This window comes from Pseudonocardia sp. DxW, from assembly GCF_058448985.1.
Genome location: NZ_JBZFLK010000003.1, coordinates 109,177 through 123,506, shown reverse-complemented (window position 1 = coordinate 123,506; position 14,330 = coordinate 109,177). Strand labels below are relative to the sequence as shown.

Here is a 14,330-nt window from a genome sequence, read left to right as displayed (position 1 = left end):
CCGCGGACTCCGGGGCGTGCTGGTGGCTCTGCGCTCAGACGGTGGGCGCGGTGGGCGCAGCGGGTACCCGGGTCCGGGACCCGTGGCGAAATCGCCCGCCGACGTACACGTTGCGCACGCGCGGAAGTGTAGACCACCCGGCGCGATGACGGCCGCGGGTTCGGGAGTGTCGGACCCCCGGCGTACCGTGTTCGACACGATGAGTGCGCTGTTCGAACTCCCCGGAACCAGCCAGGGCGGGTCCGCCGCCGAGCCGAAGACCTCGCGCGGCCGCCAGCTGCTGGAGGGTCTCAACGACCGGCAGCGAGAGGCGGTCACGCACGCGGGATCGCCGCTGCTCATCGTGGCCGGTGCCGGCTCCGGCAAGACCCGGGTGCTCACCCACCGGATCGGCTGGCTGCTCGCCGAGCGCGGCGTGCACCCCGGCGAGATCATGTCGATCACCTTCACGAACAAGGCAGCGGCCGAGATGAAGGAGCGGGTCGACGCGCTGGTCGGCCGCCGGTCCGGCCCGATGTGGGTGTCGACGTTCCACTCGATGTGCGTGCGGATCCTGCGCCGGGAGGCCAAGCACCTGGGGGTGCGCAGCGCCTTCTCGGTGTACGACGCGGACGACACCCGCCGGCTGGTCGGCATCGTCGGCCGGGACCTGGAGCTGGACCCGAAGAAGTACGCCCCGCGGGCGCTGGCCGCGCAGATCTCGAACCTGAAGAACGAGCTGCTCTCGCCGGACGACGCGGCCGAGCGCGCGGCGAACGACCACGAGCGCCGGGTGGCCGAGGTGTACGGCGTCTACCAGGCGCGGCTCCGCCAGGCGAACGCGTTCGACTTCGACGACCTGATCATGGAGACGGTCTCGCTGCTGGACCGGATGCCCGCCGTCGCCGAGTACTACCGGCGCCGGTTCCGGCACGTGCTGGTCGACGAGTACCAGGACACCAACCACGCGCAGTACGAGCTGGTCCGCCAGCTGGTGCTGCCCGCGACGGCGCAGGCCGCCCCGGCCGAGCTGTGCGTGGTCGGCGACTCGGACCAGTCGATCTACGCCTTCCGCGGCGCGAACATTCGCAACATCGTCGAGTTCGAGCAGGACTTCCCGGACGCGCGGACCATCCTGCTCGAGCAGAACTACCGCTCCACCCAGACCATCCTCACCGCGGCCAACCGGGTCATCGCGCGGAACACCGAGCGCCGCGACAAGCGGCTGTGGTCGGACGCGGGCGACGGCGAGAAGCTGGTCGGCTACGTCGCCGACAACGAGCACGACGAGGCGTCGTTCGTCGCCCGCGAGATCGACCGGCTGGTCGACTCCGGCGAGTACCGCAACTCCGACATCGCCGTGTTCTACCGGACCAACAACCAGTCCCGGGTCTTCGAGGACGTCTTCCTCCGGGTCGGGCTGCCCTACCGGGTCGTCGGCGGCGTGCGCTTCTACGAGCGGCGCGAGATCCGGGACGCGCTGGCCTACCTGCGGGTGCTCTCCAACCCGGAGGACACGGTCAGCCTGCGCCGCATCCTGAACGTGCCCAAGCGCGGCATCGGCGACCGGGCCGAGGCGGTCGTCGCCGAGTACGCCGAGCGGGAGCGCACCTCGTTCGCCCGCGCGCTGCGCACCGCGGCCGAGCAGCCGGAGCGGCTGCCCGCGCTGGCCACCCGGTCGCAGCGCAACATCGCCGGGTTCGTCCGGATGCTCGACGAGCTGGGCGAGCTGGTCGAGCGCGGCGACGACACCGCCGAGATCCTGGAGGCCGTCTACGGGCGCACCGGGTACCTGGAGGAGCTGCAGGCCTCCGAGGACCCGCAGGACGGCACCCGGATGGACAACCTCGCCGAGCTGGTCACCGTCGCCCGCGAGTTCGCCGGGGACGCGGCGGTGGCCGACCTGGCGGCGCTGTCGACCGATCCGGACGCCGGGGCCGCACCGGCCACCGACGGCCCGGCCACCGACGGCCCGGCCACCGACCGCCCGGCCACCGACGGGCCGGGTGCCGACGACGACATCGCCGCCGGCGTCCCCGAGCCGGGTTCGCTGGCCGCGTTCCTGGAGCGGGTCGCGCTGGTCGCCGACGCCGACTCCATCCCGGACGACGACTCCGGTCTGGTCACCCTGATGACCCTGCACACGGCGAAGGGCCTGGAGTTCCCGGTGGTGTTCCTGACCGGCTGGGAGGACGGGATCTTCCCGCACCTGCGCACCCTCGGCGACCCGAAGGAGCTCGCCGAGGAGCGCCGGCTCGCCTACGTCGGCATCACCCGCGCCGAGCAGCGGCTCTACCTCTCCCGGGCGATCGTCCGGTCCGCGTTCGGGCAGCCGAGCACCAATCCCGCGTCCCGCTTCCTGGACGAGGTGCCGCCGGAGCTCGTCGACTGGCGGCGCACCGAGGAGCAGCTGGTGGCCGAGCGGCCGTCCGCCCCGGTCGGCCGGTTCGGCTTCGGCCGCCGCTCCGGCTCCGACCGCGGCGACTGGAAGGTCCCCGAGCGCAGCCTGAACAACCAGTCCCTGCAGCTCGACGTCGGCGACCGGGTCAACCACGACAAGTACGGCCTGGGCACGGTGGTCGCCTCCGACGGGTCCGGGCCGCGGGCCACGGTGACGATCGACTTCGGCAGCGGCGGCACCGTCCGGCTGATGCTGATCGGCGGCGTGCCGATGCAGAAGCTGTAGCCGGGCGGCTCAGTCGTCGTCGTCCGGATCGGCGACGGCCTCGCTGCGGGTGAGGATCTCGGTGCTGCCGAACGCGCCGGACACGTCCACCCGGACGGGCTGCCCGCCGGTGGTCGCGCACGCGGTCTCGCAGTCCACCGAGCCGAACACCTTCCAGCCGCCCACGGTCACCCGCGCGTCGTCGGGCACGACGACCCGGACCGAGCCGAACAGCACCCCCAGCTCGACCCGGTCGCGGTCCTCGGCGACGCCGACCGTGCGGCTGCCGAACACGACCGTGCCGTCGTCCCCGCCGAGCAGGTGCGAGCCGCCCCACAGGGCGGCGGCGACCAGCGCGATCGTGGTGAGCGTCCCGCCCGCCGTGCGCGCCCACTCCAGGCCGATCTCGCGGGCCCGGGACGGGGCCGGCGTCGCGTCCACGCGGCGGGCGGGCGCACGATCGGGCGGCAGGTCGCCGGTCAGACCGGTGAGCTCGGAGTGGTGCCGCGCGGCCCACGCCTTCGCCGCCCGCTCCTCGTACTCCTCGAGCGTCAGCCGTCCCTCGCCGTGTGCGCGTTGCAGCCGGTCGTCGACCGCCCGCCGCTCGGCGTCCCCGATCCGATAGTCGTCCCCCATCCCGACATCCTGTCGGGTCCGGTCGGGGCGGCGGAAGCCGGGACCCGCCTCAACAGTTCTGGGGATTCCGCGCGGCCCGGGACCTTCGGACGGTGTGCGCGCCCCGGGGCGGCGCGCACCCTCGCCGGGCAACCGCCTCGCCGTCCCGGGAGACCCGATGACACCGACCGAGATCGTCCTGTTGCTGGTACTGGTCTGCTACGCGATCTACCGGCAGAGCCAGGAGCACGAGGTGGTCGGGGGTTCCCGGTTCACGCTCGCGATCGTCTACGGCGTGGTGGGGCTGCTGGTGGGCGGCTTCAGCAGACCCGACGGCGTCGCGGAGTGGTCACTGTTGGCCGGCTCGATCCTGCTCAGCGTGCTGGTCGGTCTGGCACGGGGCCGGTGGACGCGCGTGTGGCGGACCGAGCAGGGGCGGGTGCTGTCCCGGGGCACGCCACTGACGATCGGGCTGTTCCTCGGGCTGGTCGCGGTGAAGTTCGGGATGGGCACCGTCGCGTACCTCACCGGGGTCAGCGACGACGGCGGGTTCGGTGAGGTCCTGCTGATGATCGCGGTGATGGTCGCGTTCCAGGCCGAGATCGTCTGGCGGCGGGCGCGGGTGCTGGGCGCACCGCGCACGACGCCCCGGGCGTCGGCGAAGGCCTGAACCGGCTCAGGCGTCCCGGCTGCCGGTGGCGCCGCTGATGTCGAGGCCGCGCGCGGCGAGCCACGGCCGCGGGTCGGTCTTGGTGCCGTCCGCCTCCCACACCTCCAGGTGCAGGTGCGGGCCGGTGGACTGGCCGCGGTTGCCGACCTCGGCGATCTCCTCGCCGGCCCGGACCTGCTGACCGACCTCGACCAGCGAGCGGTTGATGTGCCCGTAGACCGTCGCGGTGCCGTCGTGGTGCCGGAGCACGACCCACATACCGAACCCGCTGGCCGGCCCGGACTCCTCGACGACGCCGTCGGTGAGCGCGAAGATCGGCGTGCCGATCGGGGCGGCCAGGTCGATCCCGTAGTGCTGCACGCCCCAGCGGGCGCCGAAGCCGGAGGTGAACCGGCCCGAGGTCGGCATCACGAACGGCTCGCCGTCGTAGACGACGGCCTTCGGGGCACCCTGCGACATCGCGGTGGACAGGGCGCGCTCGACCTTGGCGGCCTGCTCACCGAGCCGGGCGGCCTTGGTCAGGTTCTCCACGTCGACCGCGGCCGTCCGCGCCAGATCGGGCACCGACGACGCGGCCGCCAGCTGCTCGCCGCCGATCGCCGAGGTCACCGCGGGTGCGGTCGCCGCGGCCGGCTCGGCGGTCACCGGGAGCATCGCCGACGCGGCGATCCGCTCGTAGGACTCCTCCACCGACGGCGCACCCGCCAGTGCGGGGATGCCGAGGGTGCCCGCCACGGTCTGCCCGGCCGCGACCAGCGCACCGCCGGCTGCGGCGGCGACCGTCACACGGGTGCGCGAGATCGTCGGCGGTGGCGCCGGGAGCCGGTGACCGCCCGCGGTGACCGGCACACGGGGGAGCGTGCCGGGCCGGAGCTCCGGTCGGATGGCGCCGCTGGGGGAGCGGTGGCGCGCCAAGACCTGCCCTTCTGGGTGTTCATGGCGCCGCGGGCCGTTCGCCGGTGGTCGTCGGAGTGGGGGCTCCATCGGGGGGTGGCGCCGTTCGGGGAGGGCGCCGACCACCGTGATCGGTCCGTGACGTGGACGACGCGACGGTAACCCGCGAGTCGCGGTGTGGCAACGGCGTGCCACCGGGTGGTTGCGGACGGTCGGAGATCATCGACGACCGGTCGGGCCGGTGCGGGGAGCCGTCGCCGGCGTCGTCAGGAGGCGGGGGCGCCGCGCTGGTCGGTGACCGCTTCGGCGGAACCCGGATCGCGCCGTCCGACCGGGCGCAGCGAGCCGCGCAGCCGCCGGTCGCGGACCCGGTCGTGCTCGCGCCGCTCCTGCTCGCCGCGGGCCAGCGTGCTCGCCACCCAGTGCACCGTCCGCCGGTCGATCGGCAGCGACAGGTGACCGACGTCGTCGAGCCCCAGCTCCTGCACGTCGAGATCGGGATGGCGGAGCCGGGAGTTGCGCTGCGGGAGGATGATCTCGTCCATCCGCGACCAGACCACCAGGAACCGGGTCCGGCAGCCGGGTGCCGGCTCGGTCAGCTCGCGCAGCACGTCCGAGCCGGGTCGCAGCTGGCGGCACAGCGCGGTCGGCGCGAGCCGGGCCAGGTTGCTGCCCGAGTGCGGGCTGCCGAGGGTGACCACGGTGTCGACGACCGCGTCGCCGCCCATCCGCTGCACGTAGTAGCGGGCGATCACCCCGCCCAGCGAGTGCCCGACGATGTGCACCTTCTCCGAGCCGGTCACCTCGCGCAGCCGCTCGACGTGGCCGTGCAGCTCGTGCGCGGCACTGCGCAGGTCCCCGGTGAGCAGGCTGTAGTTGATGGCGTTCACCACACCGAACCCGCGGCGGCGGAGCTCATGGGCGAAGACGGTGAACACCGAACGGTTGTCCATGATGCCGTGGATCAGCAGGATCGGGGTGCCCGCCGCGGCCGGGTCGGCGACCACCAGGCTGCGCTTGACCGGGGGCAGCGAGTCGGTGCGGTAGTGGCCGTGCGGGCGGACCGTCTCCTCCGCCAGGCCGACCGGGTAGAGCGCCACGTGCGCGGTGAGCCAGGCCCACTCCACGGCCAGGCCACGCAGGCCGGCGGGCGAGGTGAAGGTGCGCAGCGCGTACCCGGCAGCCTGCCCGAGGTCGAGGGCCAGGGACGGGACCCCGGCGGCCACCGCGCGCAGGCGCCGCCATCCGGGTAGCGCCGTCGCCATGATCGAACGATAGGTCAGAAACGTCACCGCAACCAGACGGCAAAACGGTCAGGGCTGACCGGGGTTGGTCGCCCGCGGTCATCGGTGACTGCTCTTGCGGGGTGACAGCAGTCACCAGGACCAGGTCAGGACGGGTGCGGCCGGTCTGGTTAGGCTCCCCGACGCAGCACGACCGACGTCCGCGACCGCTGCCGCCTCCCCTGTGCGGGGCGCCCCCGGGAGAAGCCGGGCCGCGCCGGTCGCGACGAGAGCGAAGTGGAGCGGGAGAGCCGAGTGGACCTGTACGAGTACCAGGCGAAGGATCTCTTCGCCGCGCACGGAGTCCCGGTGCTGCCGGGCAGGACCGTGGACAACGCCGCCGACGCGGCGGCCGCGGCGGCCGAGCTGGGCACCGCCGTCGTGGTGAAGGCTCAGGTCAAGACCGGCGGCCGGGGCAAGGCCGGTGGAGTCAAGCTGGCCGAGAACGCGGACGAGGCCAAGGAGAAGGCCGAGGCCATCCTCGGGCTGGACATCAAGGGTCACACCGTCCACCAGGTGCTGGTGACCGAGGCCAGCGACATCGCCGAGGAGTACTACTTCTCGTTCCTGCTGGACCGCTCCAACCGCACCTTCCTGGCCATGTGCTCGGCCGAGGGCGGCATGGAGATCGAGCAGCTGGCCGTCGAGCGGCCGGACGCGCTGGCCCGGATCGCGATCGACCCGATCGCCGGTGTCGACAAGGCCAAGGCCGACGAGATCGTCGCCGCGGGCAAGATCCCGGCGGCGGTGGCCGACGAGGCCGCGACCGTGATCGTCAAGCTGTGGGAGACCTTCGTCTCCGAGGACGCCACGCTGGTCGAGGTCAACCCGCTGGTCCGCGACCCGCAGGACAAGGTGATCGCGCTCGACGGCAAGGTCACCCTGGACGAGAACGCCGGCTTCCGGCACCCGGCGCACGCCGAGCTGGTCGACGAGCGCACCGAGAACCCGCTCGAGGCGAAGGCGAAGGCCAAGGGCCTCAACTACGTCAAGCTCGACGGCGGCCAGGTCGGCATCATCGGCAACGGCGCGGGCCTGGTCATGAGCACCCTGGACGTCGTCGCCTACGCCGGTGAGGCGCACGGTGGCGTGAAGCCCGCCAACTTCCTCGACATCGGCGGCGGCGCCTCGGCGCAGGTCATGGCCGACGGCCTGGACGTCATCCTGGGCGACGACGAGGTCAAGAGTGTCTTCGTCAACGTCTTCGGCGGCATCACCGCCTGCGACGCGGTCGCCAACGGCATCGTCGAGGCGCTGAAGATCCTCGGCGACGAGGCGACCAAGCCGCTGGTCGTCCGGCTGGACGGCAACAACGTCGACGAGGGACGTCAGATCCTCGCCGACGCGAACCACCCGCTCGTCACCGTGGTGGGCACGATGGACGACGCGGCCGCCAAGGCCGCCGAGCTCGCGAACGCTGGAGCCTGAGACATGTCGATCTTCCTCAACGAGAACAGCAAGGTCATCGTCCAGGGCATCACCGGCGGCGAGGGCACCAAGCACGCCACCAAGATGCTGGCCTCGGGCACGAACATCGTGGGCGGCGTGAACGCCCGCAAGGCCGGGACCACGCACACCGTGGGCGACAAGGACGTCCACGTGTTCGGCACGGTCGAGGAGGCGATCAAGGAGACCGGCGCCGACGTGTCGGTGCTGTTCGTCCCGCCGAAGTTCGCCAAGGACGCCGTGATCGAGGCGATCGACGCCGAGATCCCGCTCGCCGTCGTGATCACCGAGGGCATCCCGGTGCACGACTCGGCGTACTTCTGGGCGCACGCCGTCGCGAAGGGCAACCGGACCCGGATCATCGGCCCGAACTGCCCCGGCATCATCTCCCCCGGGAAGTCCAACGCGGGCATCATCCCGGCGAACATCGCCGGCCCCGGCAAGATCGGTCTGGTGTCGAAGTCCGGCACGCTGACCTACCAGATGATGTTCGAGCTGCGTGAGTTCGGCTTCTCCACCGCGATCGGCATCGGCGGCGACCCGGTCATCGGCACCACCCACATCGACGCCCTCGAGGCGTTCGAGGCGGACCCGGAGACCGAGGCCATCGTGATGATCGGCGAGATCGGCGGCGACGCCGAGGAGCGGGCCGCCGACTTCATCAGGGCGAACGTCACCAAGCCGGTCGCCGGGTACGTCGCGGGCTTCACCGCGCCGGAGGGCAAGACGATGGGCCACGCCGGCGCCATCGTGTCCGGCTCGGCCGGCACCGCGCAGGCGAAGAAGGAGGCCCTCGAGGCCGCGGGCGTGAAGGTCGGCAAGACGCCGTCCGAGACCGCCGCGCTGATGAAGGAGATCCTCTCCTCGAAGTAGCAGGCACTCGCCGACGCACGCGCGGGCCCCGCGATCGTCTCCCGGGGCCCGCGCGTTCGCGTGGTGCCTCACCCGACCGGGTGGCCCGATCGGCTAGCGTGCGACCGAGCAGTCCTGTCGCCGACGCCGCGCCCGTCGCGGCCCGCTGGAGTAGCCGTCATGACGAGCCACCAGCCCGCCTCCCCGGGGGCCGCACCCCCTGCCCGACCCGCGGAGGCCGGTGATCCCGGCACCCTCCAGGGAGGTCCGGCGCGGCTCGCGGTGCTGGGCGGCGGGGCGCTGGCCCTGATCTCGCTGATCGCGGCGTTCTTCGACGCCGGCGCGGGCAGCCTGCTCCCACTGACGCTGGTCGTCGGTGGCGGGATCGCGGGCACCCTGTCGCTGCTGCCCGGCACCGGCCGCACCCTGGTCGCCGGGGTGGCGCTCACCGGGACCGGGTTCTTGACGATGCTGTTCCTGTTCACCGCGAGCGGCAGCCCGGTGTCCGCGGGTGCGGCGGGCTGGATCTCGCTGGCGTTCGCCCTGCTCGCCGCGGCCGCGCTGCTCTACGGGCAGCTCCTGCTGTCCGGGGTGCTGTCGGCGCCCGCGCCGCGGCCGGCCCGGCCGTCGCACGTGGCCGAGCAGCCGTGGGCCACGCCGGGGCTGCCGCAGCCCGGCTACCCCGGTCAGCCCGGGCCCGGCCAGTTCCAGCAGCCCGGGTACGGCCAGTACGGCGCCGTCCCCGGCCACTACGGCGTGGGGCAGCAGGCCGCGCCCGGTTACGGCCAGCACGCCCAGCACGCCCAGCCGCCGGGGCAGTACCCGGGCCCGTACGGCCAGCCCGGTTACGCCGGTCCGCAGCCGGGCGGTCACACGCCCGGGGCACATCCCTCGGGGGTGCCGTCCGGCGGTGCGTTCTCCGGGATCGCCTACGGCGAGCGGCCGGTCGCGGCGTCCGAGCCGGGTGGGTACGGGCAGGCGCCGGGCCAGCAGTACCCGGGTCAGCCGGGTGCGGGCCAGCCGGCCGCGGGGCAGCAGGTCGCGGGTCAGCCGGGTGCCGGTCAGCCGGCGTCCCCGGGTGTTCCCGCTGGTCATGATGCTTCCGCCGGCCAGCAGGTGCCGGCCCAGCCGGCCGCGCCGTCGTCGTCCGGTCAGCCCGCGCCGGGGCTCTCCCCGGCCGCCCAGCCCGGCTCGGCGCTCCCCGAGCAGGGGCAGGCGTCCTCGCCGGCCCACCCGGTCCCGGCCCAGTCCCCGTCGGCCCAGTCCGGGGCGCCCCGGTCGGTGTCCCAGCATTCCGCGGGGCAGTCGGAGTGGGCGCCGGGACCGTCCGGGACCGCCCAGCCGGGGACGCCGGCCGATCCGCCGCCCAGCACCCGCCCCTACGGCGGCGAGGACGTCCCCGGCGCCGAGCCCGGCGCCGGTGCGGCGTCCTCGGCGGGCCACCGGCAGCCGGATCCCGCCGGGAACGCCCCGGACGACGAGGCGACCCGCGCACTGCGCACCGACGGCGGCTCGTCGGGCTGAGCCGGGACGCGGGTGACGGTGACCGCCGTCCCCGGCGTGCCTGCCGTCGGTGGCGTCCCGGCGCTGCGACCCTGACCGGGTGAGCACCCCGTCCCGGCCCACCCGCGGCCGTCCCGCGTCCCGTTCCCGGACGACCGGCTCCGCGGCCGGCCGGACCCGCGGCGGGGTGCGCGACGCGGGCGTCTCCGAGCGCGGCCGGTCCCGTGACGGCGTTGCTGTCGAGGGCGGCCGAACCCGTGACGCGGGTGTCGCCGACCGCGGCCGGTCCCGTGGCACGGCCCGCGCGGGCGGTCCCGGCGGGCGACCGGAGCGCGGCGGCACCGGGCACGGTCTGGACCGGCTGCGGGTGCTGCTCGCCTCGACGATGGGGGCGGTGCTGGCCGGCTACACGATGCTGGTCCCGGTCGCCGCACTGCTCACCGGTACCGGCGGTGCCCCGGTCACCGCGGACGGCGCGCTCGCCGCGGCCGTCCCCATGTGGCTGGCCGCCCACCAGATCCCGATCGCGCTGGACGGGCATCCGCTCGGCGTCCTCCCGCTGCTGCCGACGATCGTGGTCGTCGTGCTGGTCGGCTGCTTCTCGCGCTGGGCGGTGCGCCGGCTCGGCGGGCGGGTCCGGCACGACGCGGGAGCCGTGGTCGCGAGCCAGGCCGGCGCCGCGGCAGCCGTCGCCGTGCTGGCCGGTGCGCTGCTGCCGCGGGAGATGGCGGTCACCGCGCCGTGGGCGTCGCTGGTCGGTGCCGGGCTGATCGGCGGCACCGCCGCCGGGGTGGGCGTCGTCCACGCCTGCGGGCTCCCGGTGGCCTGGCGCCGGGTGCTGGCGGGCTGGCCGGGGGTGGCGCTGGCCGGGATCCGGGTGGCGGCCACCGGCCTGCTGCTCACCGCCGCGCTCGTGCTGACCGCGGCGCTGCTGCTCACCGCGCCCGCGGTGACCGACATCGCCCTGCGGCTCGGCCCCGGGATGGGCGCCGCGACCGGGGTGCTCGTGCTGACCGTGGGCTACCTGCCGAACGCACTCGTCGGTGCGCTGTCCTGGGCGGCCGGGCCGGGCGTGACGATCGGCATCGCCACCTCCGGGCCGCTGGCCGCCGAACCCGGCCCGATGCCGCCGTTCCCGCTCACCGCGGTCCTCCCGGTGACGGCCGTCCCGACCGCCGCACCGCTGGTGCTGCTGCTCCCGGTGGCGGTGGGCGTGCTGACCGGGCTGGCCTGCCGGCGTGCGCTGCCGGCCGGCGCCCCCACCGCGGACCGGATCGCCGCGCCGGTGACGGCGGCCGCCGTCACCGCCGTCGGGGCGGCGGTGCTCGCCACCGTGGCCGGTGGCCCGCTCGGCGGCGGCCCGTACGACCCGGTGTCCTTCCACCCCGGTGCCCTCTTCGGGGCGGTGCTGCTCCTGGTCGGTCTGCCCGCGCTGCTCACCTGCGCCGGGCCGGAGCTGGCCCGGCACGTCCCGATGGGCAGCGCGCCCGGTCGCCGTCCGGCCGCGCGCCCGGCGCCCGCGCGATCCCGCGGTGCTCGCCAGGGCCGCCCGGCCACGGTCGGTGACCTCGTCGAACGCCACCGCACCTCGGGCTCCGGGGCCCCCGGCCAGGCGTCCGCCGCGACCCCGGCCGGGCGCTCGGCCGACGACCCGGATCCGGGCAGCGCCACCGACCACAGCGCCACCGACCACAGCGCCACCGACCACAGCGCCACCGACCACAGCGCCACCGACCACAGCGCCACCGACCACAGCGCCGCCGGCCACGACAGCGCCGACCACAGCACCACCGATCGCGACAGCGCTGACGACGACAGCACCGCCGATCCCGGCGACCACGGGGCGACCGGCGACCACGGGGTGACCGGCAGCCGCGGCGACACCGGCGGTCGCGGCACCACCGGCACCCTCGGCGAACCGGGCGGCGAGCCGGACCGCTGACCGCCGCCGGACCTCCCACCCGGCCCGGACAGGGTCCCGGCACCGCCCGGCGGGCCCCCGCCTACCCTGGCCTGTGCAGCGGGACGGCCCGCGGGGCGATGTCGAGGGAGAGCGGTGGGCGCGGACGAACAGCCGGTGACCGGCCGGTTCCGGATCGTCGTCCTGATCTCGGGCGGCGGGACCCTGCTCCAGGCACTGCTCGACGCGGCGAGCCCGGAGTTCGCAGTGGTCGCGGTCGGCGCGGACCGGCCAGGGGCCGCCGGGCTGGACCGGGCACGCGCCGCCGGCCTGCACACCTTCGTCGAACGGGTCGGTGACCATCCCGACCGCGCGGCATGGAACCGGGCGCTCGCCGCCGCCGTGACGGCACACCGGCCGGACCTCGTCGTCGGGGCCGGCTTCATGAAGCTCGTCGCACCGGCTTTCCTGGACGCGCTCGGATGCCCGATGCTGAACACGCACCCGGCCCTGCTGCCGGCGTTCCCCGGCGCGCACGCGGTGCGTGACGCGCTGGCCGCCGGGGTGGACGTCACCGGCGCGACCGTGCACGAGGTCGACGCGGGACTGGACACCGGGCCGGTGCTCGCGCAGGCGGAGGTGCCGGTACTCCCGGGCGACGACGAGACCGCCCTGCACGAGCGGATCAAGACCGAGGAACGACGGCTGCTGGTCGGGACGGTGCGGCGGCTCGCCGCATCGGGGACCACCGCCTCCGAACCCACGAGGTGAACATGAGTGAGCGCAGGCCGGTCCGCCGGGCCCTGATCAGCGTCTACGACAAGGCCGGGCTGCTGGACCTGGCGACCGGGCTGCACGCCGCGGGGGTGGAGATCGTCTCGACCGGCTCGACCGCCGCGCGGATCGCCGACGCCGGCGTGCCGGTCACCGCGGTCGAGGAGGTCACCGGGTTCCCGGAGTGCTTCGACGGCCGGGTGAAGACCCTGCACCCGCGGGTGCACGCCGGGCTGCTCGCCGACACCCGCAAGCCCGAGCACGTCGACCAGCTGGAGCAGCTGGGCATCGCGCCGTTCGACCTGCTGGTGTCCAACCTGTACCCGTTCCGGGAGACGGTGGCCTCCGGCGCCGGCCGGGACGATATCGTCGAGCAGATCGACATCGGCGGTCCGGCGATGGTGCGGGCGTCGGCGAAGAACCACGACAGCGTCGCCGTCGTGGTCGACCCGGCCCGGTACGACTGGGTGATGGAGCAGGTCGCCGCGGGCGGGTTCGTGATCGAGGACCGGCGCGGGCTGGCGGCCGAGGCGTTCCGGCACACCGCGGGCTACGACGTCGCGGTGGCGTCCTGGATGGGCGGTGAGCTGGCGCCCGAGCAGGACGCCGGGCCGTTCCCGACCTGGATCGGCGCCACCTGGAACCGGGAGCGGTCGCTGCGCTACGGCGAGAACCCGCACCAGGCCGCCGCGCTCTACACCGACGGCGCCCCCGGCCTCGCCGGTGCCGAGCAGCTGCACGGCAAGGAGATGTCCTACAACAACTTCGTCGACGCCGACGCCGCCTGGCGGGCCGCGCACGACCACGGTGACCAGCCGACCGTCGCGGTGATCAAGCACGCGAACCCGTGCGGCATCGCGGTCGGCACCGACGTCGCGCAGGCGCACCGCAAGGCCAACGCCACCGACCCGGTGTCCGCCTTCGGCGGCGTGATCGCGGTCAACGGCGAGGTCTCGGAGGAGCTGGCCGAGCAGGTCGCGGAGATCTTCACCGAGGTGGTGGTCGCCCCCTCCTATGCCGACGGTGCGCTGGAGGTGCTGTCGCGCAAGAAGAACGTCCGCCTGCTGCGGATCCCCGGCGAGGTCGCCCGATCCGGGGTGGAGCTGCGGCCGATCTCCGGCGGGGTGCTCGTCCAGCAGCGCGACCTGGTCGACGCCGACGGTGACGACCCGGCGGCCTGGAAGCTCGTCACCGGCGACCCGGTCGCCGAGGAGACGCTCGCCGATCTCGCGTTCGCCTGGCGTGCCTGCCGCGCGGTGAAGTCGAACGCGATCCTGCTCGCGCACGACGGCGCCGCGGTCGGCGTCGGCATGGGTCAGGTCAACCGGGTGGACGCGGCCAAGCTCGCGGTGCAGCGGGCCGGTGACCGGGCGCGCGGCTCGGTCGCCGCCTCGGACGCGTTCTTTCCGTTCCCGGACGGGCTGGAGGTGCTGCTCGAGGCCGGCGTCACGGCCGTCGTGCAGCCCGGCGGCTCGGTGCGCGACGAGCAGGTGGTCGCGGCCTGTGCACAGGCGGGCGTCGCGATGTACCTGACCGGGACCCGGCACTTCGCGCACTGACCCCCGTCCCTCCCCGGCAGCCGGCCCGGGTCGCCACGCGCGGCCCGGGCCGCGCCGTGTCCGGGGCCCGCGGTCCGCCCGGCGGAAACTGTCGGAGTGCCGTGCGACGGTGCTCCGCATCGGCCCGGGCATCCCCCGACCGGGGGCTGCGCAGCGCCGGGCCGAGCCCTATGATTCGAACGTAAGTTCG

The 14,330-nt window shown here is 74.6% G+C and carries 11 protein-coding genes; 8 read left to right on the top strand and 3 right to left on the bottom strand.

Annotation, left to right across the window (positions count from 1 at the left end):
* Positions 1-199: 199 nt before the first annotated feature.
* Positions 200-2,665: a UvrD-helicase domain-containing protein gene (locus tag ACVJO7_RS05645; protein ID WP_491672026.1), complete on the top strand. Its 2,466-nt coding sequence runs from the start codon at positions 200-202 to the stop codon at positions 2,663-2,665.
* Between the two features lie 9 nt (positions 2,666-2,674).
* Here the strand turns inward: ACVJO7_RS05645 and ACVJO7_RS05640 are convergent, their stop codons facing one another.
* Positions 2,675-3,280: a DUF1707 SHOCT-like domain-containing protein gene (locus ACVJO7_RS05640; RefSeq protein ID WP_491672025.1), complete on the bottom strand. Its 606-nt coding sequence runs from the start codon at positions 3,278-3,280 to the stop codon at positions 2,675-2,677.
* A 157-nt stretch (positions 3,281-3,437) separates the two neighbouring features.
* Here ACVJO7_RS05640 and ACVJO7_RS05635 point away from each other — a divergent pair, with 157 nt between their 5' ends.
* Positions 3,438-3,929, top strand: coding sequence for a hypothetical protein (locus ACVJO7_RS05635; RefSeq protein WP_491672024.1), 492 nt, complete (start codon positions 3,438-3,440; stop codon positions 3,927-3,929).
* Positions 3,930-3,935: 6 nt separating this feature from the next.
* Here ACVJO7_RS05635 and ACVJO7_RS05630 read toward each other — a convergent pair whose 3' ends face one another.
* The gene (locus ACVJO7_RS05630) at positions 3,936-4,778 is read right to left on the bottom strand and encodes a M23 family metallopeptidase (RefSeq protein WP_491672023.1); all 843 of its coding nucleotides are present in this window, start codon (positions 4,776-4,778) and stop codon (positions 3,936-3,938) included.
* Positions 4,779-5,089: 311 nt separating this feature from the next.
* Entirely contained in the window at positions 5,090-6,088 is a 999-nt protein-coding gene (locus tag ACVJO7_RS05625) for an esterase/lipase family protein (protein WP_491672022.1), read from the bottom strand.
* Positions 6,089-6,343: 255 nt separating this feature from the next.
* Here ACVJO7_RS05625 and sucC point away from each other — a divergent pair, with 255 nt between their 5' ends.
* The 6 genes from sucC to purH all read left to right on the top strand — a co-directional run bounded on the left by sucC (position 6,344) and on the right by purH (position 14,140).
* Positions 6,344-7,534, top strand: a complete 1,191-nt coding sequence (gene sucC / locus ACVJO7_RS05620; protein WP_344029049.1) for an ADP-forming succinate--CoA ligase subunit beta — start codon at positions 6,344-6,346, stop codon at positions 7,532-7,534.
* Positions 7,535-7,537: 3 nt separating this feature from the next.
* On the top strand, positions 7,538-8,425 hold the full coding sequence (sucD, locus tag ACVJO7_RS05615; protein ID WP_491672021.1) for a succinate--CoA ligase subunit alpha: 888 nt from the start codon (positions 7,538-7,540) through the stop codon (positions 8,423-8,425).
* A 159-nt stretch (positions 8,426-8,584) separates the two neighbouring features.
* Positions 8,585-9,928, top strand: coding sequence for a DUF5336 domain-containing protein (locus ACVJO7_RS05610; RefSeq protein WP_491672020.1), 1,344 nt, complete (start codon positions 8,585-8,587; stop codon positions 9,926-9,928).
* 79 nt (positions 9,929-10,007) lie between these two features.
* Complete coding sequence (locus ACVJO7_RS05605) at positions 10,008-11,849, top strand: cell division protein PerM (RefSeq protein ID WP_491672019.1); 1,842 nt, start codon at positions 10,008-10,010, stop codon at positions 11,847-11,849.
* Positions 11,850-11,963: 114 nt separating this feature from the next.
* The gene (gene purN, locus ACVJO7_RS05600) at positions 11,964-12,578 is read left to right on the top strand and encodes a phosphoribosylglycinamide formyltransferase (RefSeq protein ID WP_491672018.1); all 615 of its coding nucleotides are present in this window, start codon (positions 11,964-11,966) and stop codon (positions 12,576-12,578) included.
* 2 nt (positions 12,579-12,580) lie between these two features.
* Positions 12,581-14,140 (top strand): bifunctional phosphoribosylaminoimidazolecarboxamide formyltransferase/IMP cyclohydrolase, encoded by a 1,560-nt coding sequence (purH, locus tag ACVJO7_RS05595; RefSeq protein ID WP_491672017.1) that lies wholly within the window; start codon positions 12,581-12,583, stop codon positions 14,138-14,140.
* Positions 14,141-14,330 lie beyond the last annotated feature (190 nt).